At 67.3% G+C, this 18,145-nt stretch carries 14 protein-coding genes; 6 read left to right on the top strand and 8 right to left on the bottom strand.

Annotation, left to right across the window (positions count from 1 at the left end; all coding sequences use genetic code 11):
* Positions 1 to 58: 58 nt before the first annotated feature.
* The 3 genes from AC5Y4D_RS16605 to clpS are packed head-to-tail and all read right to left on the bottom strand — an operon-like array spanning position 59 to position 2,009.
* A complete protein-coding gene (locus AC5Y4D_RS16605; protein WP_500037635.1) occupies positions 59 to 1,081 on the bottom strand; it encodes a P1 family peptidase in 1,023 nt (340 codons plus the stop codon).
* A 16-nt stretch (positions 1,082 to 1,097) separates the two neighbouring features.
* Positions 1,098 to 1,679 (bottom strand): oxidative stress transcriptional regulator AosR, encoded by a 582-nt coding sequence (gene aosR / locus AC5Y4D_RS16610; RefSeq protein ID WP_500037636.1) that lies wholly within the window; start codon positions 1,677 to 1,679, stop codon positions 1,098 to 1,100.
* 24 nt (positions 1,680 to 1,703) lie between these two features.
* Positions 1,704 to 2,009 (bottom strand): ATP-dependent Clp protease adapter ClpS, encoded by a 306-nt coding sequence (clpS, locus tag AC5Y4D_RS16615; protein WP_055579620.1) that lies wholly within the window; start codon positions 2,007 to 2,009, stop codon positions 1,704 to 1,706.
* Between the two features lie 63 nt (positions 2,010 to 2,072).
* On the opposite strand from clpS, the gene AC5Y4D_RS16620 reads away from it, so the two are divergent.
* Positions 2,073 to 3,371, top strand: a complete 1,299-nt coding sequence (locus AC5Y4D_RS16620; protein ID WP_499941030.1) for a nicotinate phosphoribosyltransferase — start codon at positions 2,073 to 2,075, stop codon at positions 3,369 to 3,371.
* Between the two features lie 3 nt (positions 3,372 to 3,374).
* On the top strand, positions 3,375 to 5,378 hold the full coding sequence (locus AC5Y4D_RS16625) for an ATP-dependent DNA helicase (protein ID WP_499941032.1): 2,004 nt from the start codon (positions 3,375 to 3,377) through the stop codon (positions 5,376 to 5,378).
* 49 nt (positions 5,379 to 5,427) lie between these two features.
* On the opposite strand, the gene glgP is transcribed toward AC5Y4D_RS16625, so the two are convergent.
* Entirely contained in the window at positions 5,428 to 8,016 is a 2,589-nt protein-coding gene (gene glgP / locus AC5Y4D_RS16630; protein WP_499941033.1) for an alpha-glucan family phosphorylase, read from the bottom strand.
* Between the two features lie 317 nt (positions 8,017 to 8,333).
* On the opposite strand from glgP, the gene AC5Y4D_RS16635 reads away from it, so the two are divergent.
* Entirely contained in the window at positions 8,334 to 10,424 is a 2,091-nt protein-coding gene (locus AC5Y4D_RS16635) for an alpha-1,4-glucan--maltose-1-phosphate maltosyltransferase (protein ID WP_499941034.1), read from the top strand.
* A gap of 6 nt (positions 10,425 to 10,430) precedes the next feature.
* A complete protein-coding gene (gene glgB / locus AC5Y4D_RS16640; protein WP_500037637.1) occupies positions 10,431 to 12,629 on the top strand; it encodes a 1,4-alpha-glucan branching protein GlgB in 2,199 nt (732 codons plus the stop codon).
* 78 nt (positions 12,630 to 12,707) lie between these two features.
* Here the strand turns inward: glgB and AC5Y4D_RS16645 are convergent, their stop codons facing one another.
* Complete coding sequence (locus AC5Y4D_RS16645; protein WP_500037638.1) at positions 12,708 to 13,634, bottom strand: co-chaperone YbbN; 927 nt, start codon at positions 13,632 to 13,634, stop codon at positions 12,708 to 12,710.
* A 144-nt stretch (positions 13,635 to 13,778) separates the two neighbouring features.
* Positions 13,779 to 14,960, bottom strand: a complete 1,182-nt coding sequence (locus tag AC5Y4D_RS16650) for an acetyl-CoA C-acetyltransferase (protein ID WP_500037639.1) — start codon at positions 14,958 to 14,960, stop codon at positions 13,779 to 13,781.
* Between the two features lie 82 nt (positions 14,961 to 15,042).
* Here AC5Y4D_RS16650 and mce point away from each other — a divergent pair, with 82 nt between their 5' ends.
* Entirely contained in the window at positions 15,043 to 15,501 is a 459-nt protein-coding gene (mce, locus tag AC5Y4D_RS16655; RefSeq protein ID WP_499941042.1) for a methylmalonyl-CoA epimerase, read from the top strand.
* 4 nt (positions 15,502 to 15,505) lie between these two features.
* Here the strand turns inward: mce and AC5Y4D_RS16660 are convergent, their stop codons facing one another.
* Together AC5Y4D_RS16660 and nucS are read right to left on the bottom strand one after the other, a co-directional pair.
* Entirely contained in the window at positions 15,506 to 15,787 is a 282-nt protein-coding gene (locus tag AC5Y4D_RS16660; protein ID WP_500037640.1) for an Rv1322 family protein, read from the bottom strand.
* A complete protein-coding gene (nucS, locus tag AC5Y4D_RS16665; protein WP_500037641.1) occupies positions 15,787 to 16,449 on the bottom strand; it encodes an endonuclease NucS in 663 nt (220 codons plus the stop codon). The genes AC5Y4D_RS16660 and nucS overlap by 1 nt, the downstream gene beginning before the upstream one ends.
* 43 nt (positions 16,450 to 16,492) lie before the next feature.
* Here nucS and AC5Y4D_RS16670 point away from each other — a divergent pair, with 43 nt between their 5' ends.
* The gene (locus AC5Y4D_RS16670; RefSeq protein WP_499941047.1) at positions 16,493 to 18,127 is read left to right on the top strand and encodes an adenylate/guanylate cyclase domain-containing protein; all 1,635 of its coding nucleotides are present in this window, start codon (positions 16,493 to 16,495) and stop codon (positions 18,125 to 18,127) included.
* Positions 18,128 to 18,145: the final 18 nt, after the last annotated feature.

The raw sequence follows: 18,145 nt of genomic DNA on the forward strand, positions 1-18,145 counted from the left end.
TTTTCGGCATCAACCAGGCTACCGGGGCGGTCGCCGATCGGGATTCTGCCGACACCGATCACTTCCCGAACGCCCCGGGCACCACGTCACGGTAAGCCGGTATGCCGGCCACCGACCGGGCGGCGAGCACCCCGCTGAGCACCGCACGCGCCAGGCAGTCGGCCGCCGCGGCACCCACCGCGGTGAGTAGCCCGGTCTCCGGAGACATCGCGGCGGGGGTATTGGCCGACGGCGGCACCTCGATGGCGCCGGTGGCCAGCGCGAAGACCGTGTCGCCGTCCAGTGGGGTATGCGCCGGACGCAGGGCGCGCGCGAGGCCGTCGTGCGCCGCGATCGCCATCCGCCGGCACGCGGCCGGGCTCAGTGCCGCGTCGGTCGCGACCACGGCGATCGTCGTGTTCAGGTCGCTCAACGGCGACGGCAGCTGCGCCAGCGCGTCGATCTCTGCGGGCGGCGGGGGCGTCAGAGCGAACTCGCCGATCAGCTCGGCCATCCAGGGAAGACCGGTGCTGGGGTCGACGACGTCGCCGGCGGCGTTGACCACCACCAGCGCGCCGACCGTCACACCGGACGGCAAGGTGAGCGACGCGGTTCCCACGCCGCCTTTGAGCACGCCCGCCCGTGCGCCCACCCCGGCACCGACCGTCCCGACCGGCACCTCGTCCGAGGCGGCTTCGCATGCGGCATAACCGAATTCGGCCGTCGGTCGGCACCCCCAACCGCCCACCGGCAGGTCGAAGATCACCGCGCCCGGCACGATCGGCACGACGCCGCCCTCCATGGCGACACCACGCTGCTGTTCCTCCAGCCAGCGCATCACGCCGTCGGCGGCGGCCAGCCCGTAGGCGCTGCCACCGGTCAACAACACCGCGTCCACATAGCGCACGCTGTTGATCGGGTCGAGCAGATCGGTTTCGCGCGTCCCCGGTGCACCGCCCCGGCAATCGACGGCTCCGACGGTGCCCGGCGGCGGCAACACCACCGTCGTGCCGCACGCCCACCCGGCACCCAGCGAGGCATCGGGGTCCAGCCGGTGGTGGTGGCCGACGCGGATGCCACCGACGTCGGTGATGGAGTTCATTGCGCGGCCAACAAGGTCATCTGGACCCCATCAGCACCAGGACCAGGTACTCCTGCAACACCGTCAGCCATTGGTAGACGTCGAAATGCGCCGCCAGCGGATGGTCGGCGGGCAGCCGTTCGGGGCCCTGCGGACCGATCTCGAGCATGACCCCGAGCGTCAGCCGCAGGTCGTTGACAGCGGAGATCCATGCGTTGGCGCTCTCTTCGGTGAGCTCCAGGCGACCGCCGTTGGCCGGCACCGTATCCAACAACTGTTGGGCGGCACTACGTTTGGCGTCGATGATGTCGGGCTCGTGCAGACTCCTCAGCGCCGAGTTGAGCGCCTCGGACCCTTCCAGAGTCAGCGGATCCGCGTCGTCGCTTCGATAGAAATCGGGGAGCAGCCGCCCCAGCGTGGGGTCGCCCGGACGCTGGGAATGCCCCGTCTTGATCCCGGTGATCTCCTCGAGTTCGTCGGACGGCGAGGTCGACTGGCGCTCGTCGAGCAAGCCGATCATCGCGCCGACCAGATTCTGCAGCAGGGCCGCTTCATGCGGGGCGAGGGACGACCTGAAACGAGGACCGTTGCGCGTCTCCACGCGCTTCCATTTGCGCACGATGAATACCGGAGAGCTCGGATCTCAGCGGTCCTGCTGCATGGTCGCCCACAAACCGGCGGCATGCAGCTTGGACACGTCGACTTCCATGGACTCGCGGCTGCCCGAGGACACCACCGCCTTGCCTTCGTTGTGCACCTGCAGCATCAGCTTGGTGGCGTGCGGCTCGCTGTAGCCGAACAACTTCTGGAATACATACGTCACGTACGTCATCAAATTGACGGGGTCGTCCCAGACGATGGTCACCCAGGGGCTCGTCGTAGCCTCGACCGGAGCGGATTCGCGTTGCCCCGTGCTGCCCGGCTTGGCCGGCGCTATCGCTACAACCATGGGGCCAAGAATACCGAGCGCGCGTCGAGTGGTCAGCCGATACCGTTAGCGAGGTGAACGCCCGTGACTGAAGCGGCATCGGCTGGGCTGCTGACCGACAAGTACGAACTGACCATGTTGGCCGCGTCTCTGCGCGACGGCACCGCCCGGCGACGGACCAGTTGGGACCTGTTCGCCCGGCGTCTCCCGCCGGGGCGCCGCTACGGGGTGGTCGCCGGAACCGGCCGGCTGCTGGAAGCCTTGTCGCAGTTCAGGTTCGACGATGCCGCGTGCGAGCTGCTGGCCCAGTTCTTGGATTCCGACACGATCGCCTATCTGCGGGATTTCCGGTTCGGCGGTGACATCGACGGCTACGCCGAGGGCGAACTGTACTTTCCGAACTCCCCGGTGTTGTCGGTGCACGGCAGCTTCGCCGAGTGCGTGCTGCTGGAAACCCTGGCGCTGTCGATCTTCAATCACGACACGGCGATTGCGTCGGCCGCGGCCCGGATGGTCAGTGCCGCCGGCGATCGCCCGGTGATCGAGATGGGCACCCGCCGTACCCACGAACGCGCCGCCGTGGCGGCAGCGCGCGCCGCCTACCTCGCCGGTTGCGCCGGCACTTCCAACCTCGAGGCCCAGCGGCTCTACGGCGTGCCCGCGGTGGGTACCGCCGCGCACGCGTTCACCATGGTGCACACCTGGGACAGTGGTCCCGACGAGCTCGCCGCGTTCCGCGCACAGGTCGATGCCCTGGGCGTGGACACCACGTTGCTGGTCGACACCTATGACGTGACGACGGGAGTGGCCAACGCCGTGGCTGCCGCCGGCCCGGGCCTCGGGGCGGTGCGCATCGATTCCGGTGATCTTGCCGCGCTGTCGCATCAGGTCCGCGCCCAACTCGACCAACTGGGTGCAACGCAGACCCGCATCGTCCTGACCGGCGATCTCGACGAATTCTCCATCGCCGCTCTGGCGGCCGCGCCGGTGGACCGCTACGGCGTCGGTACCTCGTTGGTGACCGGTTCGGGCGCCCCGACCGCCGGCATGGTTTACAAACTCGTCGAGGTGGACGGCATTCCGGTGCAGAAACGCAGCAGCCAGAAGCAATCACACGGTGGCCGCAAAGCGGCGCTGCGGGTGTCCCGGCCGACCGGCACCATCACCGAAGAGATCGTGCATCCGGCCGGGCGCCCGCCCCGAGTCGAGGAGCCGCACCGGGTACTGACGACGCCGCTGGTGCGCGGCGGTGAGGTGGTCTACGACGGCGATCTGTCGGCGGCGCGCCAGCGGGTGGCGGCGGGATTGCGGAGCCTGCCGTGGGAGGGCCTGAGCCTGTCGGCCGGCGAACCCGCGATCCCGACGCAGATCGTCTCGGCCTGAGCAGTGTCGGAGTCGGTCACTGCGCTGCTGGCCACCGCGGTGGCCGCGCTCGGCGGCAGCGAACGTCGCGGTCAGCAGCAGATGGCCGCCGCGATCGCGCAGGCTTTTGAGACCGGCGAGCACCTGGTGGTGCAGGCCGGCACCGGCACCGGTAAGTCGTTGGCGTACCTGGTTCCCTCGATCCTGCGTGCGGTCAGCGACGACGTGCCCGTGGTGGTGTCGACGGCGACGATTGCGTTGCAGCGCCAACTCGTCGAGCGCGACCTACCCCGGCTGGCCGACTCTCTGGACGACGCGCTGCCGCGACGGCCGACCTTCGCGCTACTGAAGGGCCGTCGAAATTACTTGTGTCTGAACAAGATTCACGGCGGTCAAGGCGACGAGTCGGACGTCCCGCAAGAGGAACTGTTCAACCCGATGACGATCAGCGCGCTGGGCCGTGACGTGCAACGCCTCACCGAATGGGCGACGACCACCGAATCCGGCGACCGCGACGACCTGAAACCCGGTGTGCCGGACCGGTCCTGGTCGCAGGTCAGCGTCTCGGCGCGAGAGTGCATCGGGGTGGCCCGCTGCCCGTTCGGCACCGAGTGCTTCTCCGAACGCGCCCGGGGCCGGGCAGGCAAAGCCGATGTCGTCGTCACCAATCACGCGCTACTGGCCATCGACGCCGTGGCGGACTCGGCCGTGCTGCCCGAGCACGACTTGCTGGTCGTGGACGAGGCGCACGAGTTGGTCGACCGGGTCACGTCGGTGGCCACCGCGGAGTTGACGTCGGCGACGCTGGGCGTGGCCGCGCGGCGCATCGCCCGGTTGGTGGACCCCGAATTGGTGCAGCGTCTGGAAGCCGCGTCGGCGACCTTCTCCTCGGCGATCCACGACGCTCAGCCCGGCCGCATCGACTATCTCGACGACGAACTTGCCACCTACCTGACCGCGCTGCGCGACGCAGCCGCCGCGGCCCGTTCGGCGATCGACGGCACCAGCGACGCCCGGGCGGCCGCCGCGCGCGCGGAAGCGGCCGCCGCGCTGATCGAGATCTCCGACACCGCCGCGCGGATGCTGTCTTCGTTCGGACCCGCCATCCCCGATCGCACCGACATCGTCTGGCTCGACCACGAGGAAAACCGCGGCACACCGCGCGCGGTGTTGCGGGTGGCCCCGCTGTCGGTGGCCGGGCTGCTGGCCGAGCACGTGTTCAGCCGCTCGACGACGGTGTTGACGTCGGCGACGCTGACGGTAGGCGGGGCGTTCGACGCGATGGCGACCGCGTGGGGTCTGAGCGGGGACGAGTCCTGGCGCGGTTTGGACGTCGGATCGCCGTTCCAGCACGCCAAGGCCGGGATTCTCTACATCGCCGCGCATCTCCCGCCGCCGGGTCGCGATTCCACCGGCTCGGCCGAGCAACTCACCGAGATCGCCGAACTCATCACCGCCGCCGGCGGACGCACCCTGGGACTGTTCTCATCGATGCGTGCGGCCCGCGCGACCGCCGAGGCGATGCGCGAGCGGCTGACCACCCCGGTGCTGTGCCAGGGCGACGACAGCACGTCGGCCCTGGTCGAGCAATTCAGCGACGACCCGGCGACCTCGTTGTTCGGCACCCTGTCGCTTTGGCAGGGCGTCGACGTGCCAGGACCGTCGCTGTCATTGGTGCTGATCGACCGGATCCCGTTCCCGCGGCCGGACGACCCGCTGCTCAGCGCCCGCCAGCGCGCCGTGGCCGCCCGCGGTGGAAACGGTTTCATGGCCGTCGCCGCCAGCCACGCGGCGCTGTTGCTGGCGCAGGGGTCGGGACGGCTGCTGCGTCGCGTCGAAGACCGCGGCGTGGTCGCGGTACTGGACTCGCGGATGGCCACCGCCCGCTACGGCGAATACCTGCGCGCCTCGCTGCCCCCGTTCTGGCCGACGACGAACGCCGCCCAGGTCCGCGCGGCCCTCACCCGGTTGGTGGGTAACTCCCCCGCGCGAGCAGACGCAAAAGCACCCGATTTCGGCACGAAATAGGGGCTTTTGCTGGGGGCACCTCCCGCTTGCGGGGGACTGCTCGCCGGCATTAGGCGAGCGTGACGAGACCGAGTTCGCTGCTGTCGGCCAGCATCGGGTGCCGCGGCAGCACCCGCACGGTGTACCCCAGCGCCCCGGCCAGCGGTAGCGGCGTCGTCGTCGAGAACACCTGGTTGCCGCCTTCGGCGCTGCCGGCGTAGGTCATCCCCAGCACGAGCGGATCCTGTAGCTCGTCGGCCGCGTCGACCCTGCCCACCACCGCTTGCACGGCCACTTCGTCGGGTGAGAGGCCGGCCAGTTGCACGGTGGCGGTCAGGGTCAGCTTCGACCCGAGCAGGGGGGTGTCCGGCAGCCCGGTGCTGTCGACGTCGGTGATGTCGATCTCGGGCCAGGCGGCTTCGGCGCGACGACGGTACGCGGCCAGTTCGCGTGCCACATCGAACACCTCGCCACCTTCCGGAGCGGCCACGGTCTTGCGCAGCGACTGCGCCGCCGGCGTGTAGTACTGCTCGACGTAATCGGTGACCATCCGCGAAGCCAGCACTTTCGGTCCGAGCGTCTGCAACGTGTGCCGCACCATCTCGATCCAACGCGGCGGCGTCCCGTGCTCGTCGCGTTCGTAGAACTTCGGCGTCACCGCCTGCTCGAGCAGGTTGTACAGCGCCGTGGCCTCCAGGTCGTCGCGGCGGTGCTCGTCGGCCACTCCGTCGGCCGACGGTATCTCCCAACCGTTTTCGCCGTCGTACCACTCGTCCCACCATCCGTCGCGGATCGACAGATTCAGCCCACCGTTCAGCGCACTCTTCATTCCGGACGTGCCACAGGCCTCCAACGGTCGCAGCGGATTGTTCAGCCAGACGTCACAGCCCCAGTACAGCAACCGGGCCATCGACATGTCGTAGTTGGGCAGGAAGGCGATGCGGTGCCGCACCTCCGGCCGATCGGCGAACCGCACCACCTGCTGGATCAGTGCCTTGCCGCCGTCGTCGGCGGGATGCGACTTACCGGCGACGATCAACTGGATCGGCCGTTCCGGATCGAGCAACAACCGCTCCAGCCGATCCGGGTCGCGCAGCATCAGGGTCAGCCGCTTGTAGGTCGGGACCCGCCTGGCGAACCCCATGGTGAGCACGCTGGGATCGAATGCCGTTGCGATCCAACTCAATTCGGCTTCTGACGCGCCGCGTTCCCGCCATGATTCACGCAGCCGGGCCCGGACGTCCTCGACCAGCAGGGCCCGCAACTGGGAACGGATCGACCACAGATGTCCGGCGTCGACCTGCTGCAACCGCAGCCATACCGCCGGTTCGCGGAACGAATCCGAGCCTGCCAGTTCGCGACCCAGCTGCAGCCACTGCGGCGCCGCCCAGGTGCGCGCGTGCACACCGTTGGTGATCGAGCCGATCGGCACTTCGCCTGGGTCGAATCCTGGCCACAGCTCGTTGAACATCGCCCGACTCACCTGGCCGTGCAGCAGCGAGACACCGTTGGCGCGCTGTGCGAGCCGCAATCCCATGTGCGCCATGTTGAACTTGGTGGGGTCGTCTTCGGCGCCCAGCGCCAGCACACGCGCGGTCGGCACGCCGGGCAACAGCGTTGGGACGCCGTCACGCTCGTCGTCGAAATAGCGTCGCACCAACTCGACCGGGAACCGGTCGATACCCGCCGGCACGGGGGTGTGGGTGGTGAAGACGGTGCTGGCCCGCACCACCGTCAGCGCGGTGTCGTAGTCCAAACCCGAGTCCGTGATGAACTCGCGGATCCGTTCGACGCCGAGGAATCCCGCGTGGCCCTCGTTCATGTGGAACACCTCGGGCGCCGGCAGCCCCTCGATAGCGGTGAATGCGCGAATGGCCCGTACGCCGCCGATGCCGGCCAGCAGTTCCTGCACCATGCGGTGTTCCTGGTCGCCGCCGTACAAACGGTCGGTGACACCGCGCAATTCGTGCTCGTTCTCCGGGACGTCGGAGTCCAGCAGCAGCAGCGGCACCCGACCGACCTGCGCCACCCAGATCCGGGCCCGCAGCTGCGCGGAGTCCGGCAGCGCCAGCTCGACCAGCACCGGATCCCCGGCTGCGTCGGTCAGCAGCCGCAGCGGCAGCCCCTGCGGGTCCAGCGAGGGATAGGTCTCCTGCTGCCAGCCGTCTGCGGTCAGGGACTGGCGGAAATATCCGGAGCGGTAGTAGAGGCCCACCGCGATCAGAGGCAGCCCCAAGTCAGAAGCCGACTTCAGATGGTCGCCGGCGAGTATCCCCAGGCCGCCGGAGTAATTGGGCAAGACCTCGGCCACCCCGAACTCCATCGAGAAGTACGCGATGCCGGTGGGCAGTTGAGCCGCATCCTGCTGCTGGTACCACTGCGGTCGGGTCAGGTAGTCGTCCAAATCGGCTGCGAGCTCGTCGAGCCGGCGCAGAAAGTTTTCGTCGAGCGCCAGTTCGTCCAGGCGCGACGGCTTGACCGCGCCGAGCACCGCGACCGGGTCCTGGCCACATCGGGACCACAACTCGGGGTCGATGGTGGCGAACAGGTCCTGCGTGGGCTTCTCCCAGGACCAGCGCAGGTTGGTCGACAGCTGGTCGAGCGCCGCGAGGCGGTCGGGAAGGTGGGCACGGACGGTAAAGCGGCGGAGTGCTTTCACGCATTTCAACCTTACTGAGGTTTTCGCAGCGTGCAGGATTCCTTCGGGATCTGTCGGGCAGTCGGCTTGGACACCTTCGGTGTAGTCGGCCACTAGGGTGGGTATGGGGCGCAAAGAGGCGAACGGACCGACCCACAGATGACACCCCGACAACGACCTGTGCGTTCGCCCGGGGTGAGTACTCGCAGAACACTCCGGCGATGATGCGGCCCAGGGCCGGGCCGCGGAGGAGCCGGACAAATCGGAACCGTCCGGTGACGATGCGGTCCGCTCACACGGACCGGGGAGGAACCGGGCGAATCGGAACGGAGTGATTGGTGCCCGGTCGTGTCGAGATCGATGACGTCCAGCCCGTCGTCTCATGCGGTACGTATCCCGCCAAAGCGGTCGTCGGGGAGGTAATCCCGGTCCGCGCCGCGGTATGGCGGGAAGGTCACGAGGCGGTGGCGGCCACCCTGGTGGTGCGCTACCTCGGAACTCGCTATCCGCAGGTGACCGAGGTCCGCCGGATCAAGGCGGTGCAGGCCCCGGACACCGATGTGAAGCCGGCGGGAGCGCCGCCGGAAGATCGTGTCAAACCGCTACACCTGCCGATGTCACTGGGCTTGGAACCGTATGTGTTCCATGGTCAATTCGCTCCGGACCGGGTAGGTCTGTGGACGTTTCGCGTGGACGGCTGGGGTGATCCGATTCATACCTGGCGTCACGGGTTGGTCGCGAAACTCGATGCGGGCCAAGGCGAAAAGGAACTGTCCAACGACCTGTTGGTCGGGGCCGCGCTGTTGGAACGCGCCGCGACGGGTGTGCCGCGCCAGCAGCGCGGACCGCTGTTGGAAGCCGTTACGGCGCTGCGGACGCCGGGCGATCCGGTGACCCGAACCGCGTTGGCGCTGACACCGGAGATCGCCGATCTGCTGGACGAGTTCCCGTTGCGGGAGTTGGTCACCCGCGGTGAGCAGTTCGACGTCTGGGTGGATCGGCCGCTTGCTCACTTTGGCTCGTGGTACGAGATGTTTCCGCGTTCGACCGGTGGGTGGGACGCCGACGGCAAACCGGTACACGGCACCTTCGCCACTGCGGCGGCCGCGTTGCCCCGGATCGCCGAGATGGGATTCGACGTCGTCTACCTGCCGCCGATCCATCCGATCGGCAAGGTGCACCGCAAGGGGCGCAACAACAATCCCACCGCCGCCCCCGGCGATGTCGGCTCACCCTGGGCGATCGGCAGTGACGAAGGCGGCCACGACGCGGTGCACCCGCAGCTGGGCACCATCGATGATTTCGACGACTTCGTCGCCACCGCACGCGATCTGGGCCTGGAAGTGGCCCTGGATCTGGCGCTGCAATGCGCCCCGGATCACCCGTGGGCGCGCGATCACCGCAACTGGTTCACCGAATTGCCAGACGGCACCATCGCCTACGCGGAGAACCCGCCCAAGAAGTACCAGGACATCTATCCGATCAACTTCGACAACGACCCGGCCGGTCTCTACGACGAAGTCCTGCGCGTCGTGCGGCACTGGATCGACCACGGTGTCAAGTTCTTTCGCGTCGACAACCCGCACACCAAGCCACCGAACTTCTGGGCGTGGCTGATCGGCCAGGTCAAATCCGTCGACCCCGACGTGTTGTTCCTGTCCGAGGCCTTCACTCCCCCGGCCCGTCAGTACGGTCTGGCCAAACTCGGATTCACCCAGTCCTACAGCTATTTCACGTGGCGCACCGCCAAATGGGAGCTCACCGAGTTCGGCAACGACATCGCCCGACTCGCCGACTTCCGCACCCCGAACCTCTTCGTCAACACCCCCGACATCCTGCATGCGATCCTGCAGCACAACGGCCCGGGAATGTTCGCCATCCGGGCGGCGCTGGCAGCGACCATGAGTCCGGCCTGGGGGGTGTACTCGGGATACGAGCTGTTCGAGCACCGCGCGGTGCGCGAGGGCAGCGAGGAATATCTGGATTCGGAGAAGTACGAACTACGTCCCCGCGACTTCGCCGGCGCGCTGGCGGCCGGGAATTCGTTGGAGCCGTTCATCGCCCGGCTCAACGAGATTCGGCGCCTGCATCCCGCACTGCAGCAGATGCGCACCATCCACTTCCATCATCTGGACAACGACGCCCTGCTGGCCTACAGCAAGTTCGACCCGGCCACCGGCGACTGCGTCCTGGTGGTCGTCACCCTGAATGCTTTCGTGGCCGAGGAATCGACGCTGTGGTTGGACATGGAGGCACTGGGTATGGAGCCCTATGACCGATTCTGGGTCCGCGACGAGATCACCGGCGAGGAATACCAATGGGGCCAAGCCAATTACGTTCGCCTCGATCCGGGCCGGGCAGTGGCGCACATCGTCAACATGCCCGCCATTCCCGAAGAATCCCGAATCACGCTGCTGCGCAGGAAGTGAGAGGTAATGAATCGGACTGATCTCGCCACGACACATCTGGCACCCGACCCCGACGAGTTGGGACGCCTGGTCGCCGGCGTGCACCACAACCCGCACAGCATTCTCGGCGCCCACGAATACGGTGACCACACGGTGATCCGGACCCTTCGCCCGCACGCGACCAGCGTCGTCGCGCTCGTCGGCGAGCAGCGATTCCCGTTGCAGCACATCGACTCCGGACTGTTCGCTGTCGCACTGCCCTTCGTCGACCTGGTCGACTACCGGCTCGAGGTCGCCTACGACGGCTCCGGTACGCACGTCGTGGCCGACGCCTACCGATTCCTTCCGACGCTGGGCGAAGTCGATCTGCACCTGTTCGCCGAAGGCCGCCACGAACGGTTGTGGGAGGTGCTCGGCGCCCATCCCCGTTCGTTCACCACACCCGACGGCGTCGTGACGGGCGTATCGTTCGCGGTATGGGCCCCGAATGCCAAGGGCGTCAACCTGATCGGCGAGTTCAACGGGTGGACCGGTTACGACGCCCCGATGCGGGTGCTGGGCTCCTCCGGTGTCTGGGAGCTGTTCTGGCCGGACTTCCCCGTCGACGGTCTCTACAAGTTCCGGGTGCACGGCGCCGACGACGCCGTCGTCGATCGCGCCGACCCGTTCGCCTTCGGTACCGAGGTGCCGCCGCAGACCGCATCCCGCGTCACGGTCAGTCAGTACAGCTGGAGTGACGAGGACTGGCTTGCGCGGCGCGCGCAGCGCAACCCGGTATTCGAGCCGATGAGCACCCTGGAAGTCCATCTGGGCTCCTGGCGGCCCGGACTCAGTTATCGTCAGCTTGCTCACGAGTTGACCGAATACGTTGTGGAGCAGGGCTTCACCCATGTCGAACTGTTGCCCGTCGCCGAGCATCCGTTCGGCGGCTCGTGGGGCTACCAGGTCACGTCGTATTACGCGCCCTCCTCGCGCTTCGGCACGCCCGACGAGTTCCGCGCGGTCGTCGACGCCTTGCACCAGGCCGGTATCGGCGTCATCGTGGACTGGGTTCCTGCCCATTTCCCCAAGGACGCATGGGCGCTGGGCCGCTTCGACGGGACCCCACTCTACGAGCATTCCGATCCCAAGCGCGGCGAGCAGTTGGACTGGGGGACTTACGTTTTCGACTTCGGGAGGCCCGAGGTGCGAAACTTCCTGGTCGCCAACGCGTTGTACTGGCTGCACGAGTTCCATATCGACGGGCTGCGGGTGGACGCGGTGGCATCGATGCTCTACCTGGACTACTCGCGCCCGGAAGGTGGTTGGACGCCGAATATCTACGGCGGGCGGGAAAATCTGGAGGCGGTGCAATTCCTGCAGGAGATGAACGCCACCGCCCACAAGGCCGCCCCGGGGATCGTCACCATCGCCGAGGAGTCAACGTCGTGGCCGGGCGTGACCCGGCCGACCAACCTTGGCGGCCTTGGGTTTTCGATGAAGTGGAACATGGGCTGGATGCACGACACGCTCGACTACCTGAGCCGTGACCCGATCTACCGCAACTACCACCACCACGAGATGACGTTCTCGTTGCTGTATGCGTTCAGCGAGAACTACGTGCTGCCCCTGAGCCACGACGAGGTGGTGCACGGCAAGGGGACGCTGTGGGGCCGGATGCCCGGCGACAATCACGCCAAAGCGGCCGGCCTGCGCAGCCTGCTCGCCTACCAGTGGGCCCACCCCGGCAAGCAGTTGCTGTTCATGGGCCAGGAGTTCGGGCAGCGCGCCGAGTGGTCGGAGGAACGCGGCCTGGACTGGTGGCAGCTCGACGAGCAGGGCTTCTCCAACGGAGCGTTACGGCTGGTCCGCGACATCAACGCGATCTACACCAGCCATCCGGCGCTGTGGAGCCAGGACACCACACCCGAGGGCTACTCCTGGATCGACGCCAATGACTCGGCCAACAACGTGTTGAGCTTCCTGCGCTACGGCAGCGACGGCTCGGTCATGGCGTGCGTGTTCAACTTCGCCGGCGCCGAGCACAGCAACTACCGTCTCGGCCTGCCTCTGGCCGGACGCTGGCGGGAGGTGCTCAACACCGACGCAACGGTCTACAACGGCTCGGGGATCGGCAACCTCGGCGGGGTCGACGCCACCGACGATCCCTGGCACGGTCGACCCGCGTCAGCGGTGATGGTGCTGCCGCCCATGTCGGCGCTCTGGCTGGAACCCGAGGAACGCTGACCCCGCGAGCAGACGCAGAATCGCACTCAGGCGAGCGCTATGACGCGATTCTGCGTCTGCTCGCGCTGGGAAAAGACCTCAGTACAGCGCGTTGGCGAGGTTGCGCCGTCCGGCGATCACCTCTGGGTCAGCCGGGTCGAACAACTCGAACAGTTCGATCAGCCGGGTGCGAACTTTGGTGCGCTCGTCTCCGGATGTGTTGCGCACCAACGCAATCAGCCGGGCGAACGCTCCACTGACGTCCTGGTTGAGGAGCTGCACGTCAGCGGCGGCGAAAGCGGCTTCGATGTCTTGCGGCGCGGCATCGGCGGCTAGGACGGCGTCCGGACGCTGCGCGGTGGCGCGGGTGAGGAACTCGATCTGGCGGATGGCGCCCTTGGCTTCGACGCTGCCCGGGTTCGCCTCCAGCACCGCCTGGTAGGACTCTTTGGCCGCGGCGAAGTCGCCCGCGTCCAGATCCGCACGCGCCTTGGCCAGCACCGGGTCGACCGGTGCCGACTCTCCCGACGCCGGCGCGCCCCGGAGCTTGCCGGCGGTCGCTTCGAGCAGCTTGTCGATCCAGCGCCGTAGCTGATCGCCCTCCTGCGGACCCTGAAAGCTGGAGATCGGTTGGGCCGCGGCCAGTGCCACCACCGTCGGGACCGCCTGGACGCCGAACACCCGGGCCATCCCCGGCGAGGCGTCCACGTTGGCCGCCGCCAGCGCCCACTTGCCGTTGTCCTCCGCTGCCAGGCCGGCCAGCGTCTCGAGCAACTCGACGCAGACCTCGCTGCGCGGTGACCACAGCAGCACGACGACCGGCACCTCGTCGGAACGGTTGATAACTTCGTCTTCGAAGTTGGCCTCGGTGACCTGAATGATCTGCGCGGCGCCGGGCCCACCCGGCTCGCCTCCCGCCGGGCCCGTCGAAGCGCTCGCCGCGTTCTGTTGAGCGCGCTGTTTGAGACCGGACAGGTCGACCGCGCCGGCCAGCGCAGGCCCGATCGGGGGTCGAGGACGTGTCACGCCGTTAAGTCTGTCACGCCGCCCGCCGCAGTCGTGAGCCGGTCACGGCGGCACCGAAAACCGCACGTACCGACCGGTAACTTAGCGATATGACCAATCTCACAAAGCCTGCGGCCGTCGCTGAATGAGCCGTCGTCAGCAAACTCACGGAGCACGCAGGATGAGCGCGTCGCCCTGTCCGCCGGCGCCGCACAACGCCGCTACGCCATAGCCCGATCCGCGCCGAGCCAATTCCAGCGCCACGTGCAGCGTGATGCGGGCGCCGGACATGCCGATGGGGTGCCCGACGGCGATCGCCCCGCCGTTGACGTTGACGATCTCAGGGTCCACGCCGAGTTCCTTGGTCGAGGCCAGCGACACGGCCGCGAACGCCTCGTTGATCTCCACCACGTCCAGCTGGTCGACCGAAATCCCTTCGCGGTCAAGCGCTTTCTTGATGGCATTGGCGGGCTGGGATTGCAGGGTGGAGTCCGGTCCGGCCACCACGCCGTGGGCGCCGATCTCGGCCAGCCAGGTCAGACCCAACTCCTGGGCCTTCTCCTTCTTCATCACCACCACCGCGGCGGCGCCGTCGGAGATCTGCGAGGCGGATCCGGCGGTGATGGTGCCGTCCTTGCGGAACGCCGGCTTGAGGCCGGCCAACGAGTCGGCGGTGGTGTTGGCGCGGATGCCCTCGTCCTCGCTGAACTGCAGCGGATCTCCCTTGCGCTGCGGGATCTGGACCGGGACGACCTCGTCGGCGAATATCCCGTCCTTCCAGGCCGCGGCCGCCCGCTGGTGCGACCGGGCGGCGTATTCGTCCTGCTCCTGGCGGGTGAACTGGTCGACGTCGTTGCGCTGCTCGGTCAGCGCGCCCATCGGTTGATCGGTGAACACGTCGTGCAGTCCGTCGTAGGCCATGTGGTCCAGCACGGTGACATTGCCGTACTTGTAGCCGGACCGGCTGTCGACCAGCAGGTGGGGCGCCTTGGTCATGGATTCCTGACCTCCGGCGACCACGACGTCGAACTCCCCCGCCCGGATCAGCTGGTCAGCCAGCGCGATGGCATCGATCCCGGACAGACACATCTTGTTGATGGTCAGCGAAGGCACGTCCCACCCGATGCCGGCGGCGACAGCGGCCTGGCGTGCGGGCATCTGTCCGGCCCCGGCCGTCAGCACCTGGCCCATGATCACGTACTGAACTGCCGACGGCGAAACCCCGGCCTTTTCCAGGGCCGCTTTGATCGCGATGGCCCCCAGATCGCTGGCGCTGAAATCCTTCAACGAACCCATTAATTTGCCGATCGGGGTGCGTGCTCCAGCAACGATCACCGACGTGGTCATCAAACCTCCTAAGCGCATACCGAACGGCCGATCGTGCCAACCCGGAGAAGCGGATTCTTCCCCACGAGGTTACCGTTATGTAATGACCACCGATCAAGTTGACGCCCGTCGCAGTCTGGCCACCTCGCTGGTAACCGGACTTGATCACGTCGGCATTGCAGTAGCCGATCTCGACGCCGCGATCGAGTGGTACAACGACCACCTCGGCATGATCCTGGTGCACGAAGAAATCAACGACGACCAGGGCATTCGGGAGGCCATGCTGGCCGTGCCCGGCACCAGCGCGCAGATCCAGTTGATGGCACCGCTGGACGAGACCTCGGTGATCGCCAAGTTCATCGACAAGCGCGGCCCCGGCATCCAGCAGCTGGCCTGCCGGATCAGGGATCTCGACGCCATGTGCGAGCAGCTGCGGTCCCAGGGCGTGCGGCTGGTCTACGAAGCGCCCCGACGCGGCACGGCAAACTCCCGGATCAACTTCATCCACCCCAAGGACGCCGGCGGCGTGCTCATCGAGTTGGTCGAGCCGGCTTCGCGCTGACCGCTTAAAACCATTTGCGGGTCGGCCCGCGGTTGGTCCGATTGGCCCAGCACGGCGTGTGCCAGTGTCTGCGGTCCTCCACCGCGATCGGTGACCCGGTCGGCCACACCACCACATGCGCTGTCCCGGAACGGATTTCGTGATCACACCCCGGGCAGCGATACGTCTTGACCGCGCGGGCGGCGGCGACGGACCGCACTTCGTACTCGTGGCCGTCGGGTCCGGTTTCGAGCCGGCGCGGCAACGGCAGCGGCGACATGGGCCGGGGTTTGCGGCGCCGCGGCATCAGAACAGCCGGTACTCGTCGCTGTCCATCCCCCGCATCTTGTCGTAATCTAGTGTCAGACAACGGATCCCACGATCGATGGCCAGGGTACGGGCCTGGGGCTTGATCTGCTGCGCCGCGAAGACGCCCTGCACCGGCGCCAGTACGGTGTCGCGGTTGAGCAATTCGAGATAGCGCGTCAGCTGCTCGACCCCGTCGATTTCGCCGCGCCGCTTGATCTCCACCGCCACCGAACGTCCCTTCTCGTCCCGACACAACAGGTCGACCGGCCCGATCGCGGTCATGTATTCGCGGCGCACCAACGTGTACCCCTCACCGAGCAGCTGAACGTGCTCGGCCAGCAAGGCTTGCAGGTGAGCTTCCACTCCGTCCTTGACCAATCCCGGGTCGACGCCCAGCTCGTGGCTGGAGTCGTGCTCGATCTCCTCGACGGTGATGCGCAGCTGTTCTCCGGTCTTGTTCTGCACCACCCACACCTGCCCCGGCTCTTCGCTCAGCCAGCACGGCGGGCTCATCCAGTTCAGCGGCTTGTACGCGCGGTCGTCGGCGTGCACGCTCACCGAGCCGTCCGCCTTGAACAGCAGCAGCCGACGCGCGGAAGGCAGATGGGCGGTGAGGCGGCCGACGTAGTCGACGGTGCATTGAGCGATGACGAGACGCACCCGACACACCTTAGAGCGTGCGACGAACTAGGCTGACGCCACGATGTCGCCCAAGAAGTCACTTGCCGAGAGAATCGCGCGCCGCTTGGGCCGGGTCCTGGAAAAGGTGACCCGTCAAAGTGGTCGGCCGGATACTCCTGCGTTCGGTTCCTGGCTGCTCGGACGCGTTTCGGAGAACCCGCACAGTCGGCGGGTACGCATCCAGGTGATCATGACCGTGATGGTCGGGGGCGCCAACTTGATCGGGATCGGCGTCGCCGTGCTGCTGGTGACGGTGGCCATCCCCAATCCCAGCGTGTTCAGCGAGCACGTGTTGTGGATTACCGCCGGAGTTGCCCCCGCGTATATCGTCCTGGCTCTGGCAGCGGGCATGTATTGGATTACTCGTCGCACCGTCATCTCGCTGCGCTGGGCGATCGAAGAACGCACGCCGACCCGAGAGGACGAACGCAATACGTTCCAGGCGCCCTGGCACGTAGCCGTCGTCGACCTGATCTTGTGGGGCGTCGGTGCGGCGTTACTCACCACCGTCTACGGGATGGCCAACACCAACTTCATTCCGCGCTTCCTCTTCGCCGTGACGTTCTGCGGGGTGCTGGTCGCTACGGGCAGCTATCTTCTCGCCGAGTTCGCGCTGCGCCCGGTGGCCGCGCAGGCGCTGGAAGCGGGGCCACCGCCCCGTCGGCTGGCGCCGGGCATCATGGGTCGCACGATGATGGTGTGGATGCTCGGGTCGGGCGTCCCGGTGATCGGCATCGCCCTGATCGCGATCTTCCAGATTGCGTTGCGGAATATGACCGAGACCCAATTCGCCGTCGCGGTCCTGATCGTCTCGAGCGCCACGCTTATCTTCGGTTTCGCGTTGATGTGGATTCTGGCCTGGTTGACTGCGACACCGGTGCGCGTGGTACGCGCGGCCCTCAAGCGCGTCGAACAAGGCAACCTTCGGGGTGATCTGGTGGTCTTCGACGGCACCGAACTCGGCGAGCTGCAGCGCGGATTCAACGCGATGGTCGACGGATTGCGCGAGCGGGAGCGCGTGCGCGACCTCTTCGGCCGGCACGTCGGTCGCGAAGTCGCCTTGGCCGCCGAACGCGATCGGCCCAAGCTGGGCGGCGAGGAACGCCACGTCGCCGTTGTCTTCATCGACATCGTCGCCTCGACGCAGTTGGTGACGAAACGCCCGCCTTCGGAGGTCGTGCAGCTGCTCAACCGCTTCTTCACGATCGTCGTCGAAGAGGTCGATGCTCATCACGGCCTGGTCAACAAATTCGAGGGCGATGCGTCGCTGGCGATTTTCGGCGCCCCGAACCATCTCGACTCGCCCGAGGACGAAGCGCTGGCCGCGGCCCGATGCATCGCCGACCGGTTGGCCGGTGAAATGCCGGAGTGCAAGGCCGGCATCGCGGTGGCGGCCGGCCAGGTGGTCGCCGGCAACGTGGGCGCCAAGGAGCGCTTCGAATACACCGTGATCGGTGAACCGGTCAACGAGGCCGCGCGATTGTGCGAACTGGCGAAATCCAAACCCGGCCGGTTGCTCGCTTCGGCGCAGACGGTCGAAGGCGCCAGCGAAGAGGAGCAGGCTCGCTGGTCGTTGGGCAGGCACGTGAAACTGCGGGGCCACGACGAACGCACCCGGCTGGCCTCGCCCGTCGATCCGGCCGAAATCAAGAAGTAGCTCGACCGGGTAGCCTTC

Source organism: Mycobacterium sp. NGS67, assembly GCF_059812185.1.

Coding starts and splice junctions, on each gene's coding strand:
- AC5Y4D_RS16605 (WP_500037635.1), bottom strand. CDS start 1,081: ATGAACTCCATCACCGACGTCGGTGGCATCCGCGTCGGCCACCACCAC.
- clpS (WP_055579620.1), bottom strand. CDS start 2,009: ATGGTTGTAGCGATAGCGCCGGCCAAGCCGGGCAGCACGGGGCAACGC.
- glgB (WP_500037637.1), top strand. CDS start 10,431: ATGAATCGGACTGATCTCGCCACGACACATCTGGCACCCGACCCCGAC.
- AC5Y4D_RS16650 (WP_500037639.1), bottom strand. CDS start 14,960: ATGACCACGTCGGTGATCGTTGCTGGAGCACGCACCCCGATCGGCAAA.
- mce (WP_499941042.1), top strand. CDS start 15,043: ATGACCACCGATCAAGTTGACGCCCGTCGCAGTCTGGCCACCTCGCTG.
- AC5Y4D_RS16660 (WP_500037640.1), bottom strand. CDS start 15,787: ATGCCGCGGCGCCGCAAACCCCGGCCCATGTCGCCGCTGCCGTTGCCG.
- AC5Y4D_RS16670 (WP_499941047.1), top strand. CDS start 16,493: ATGTCGCCCAAGAAGTCACTTGCCGAGAGAATCGCGCGCCGCTTGGGC.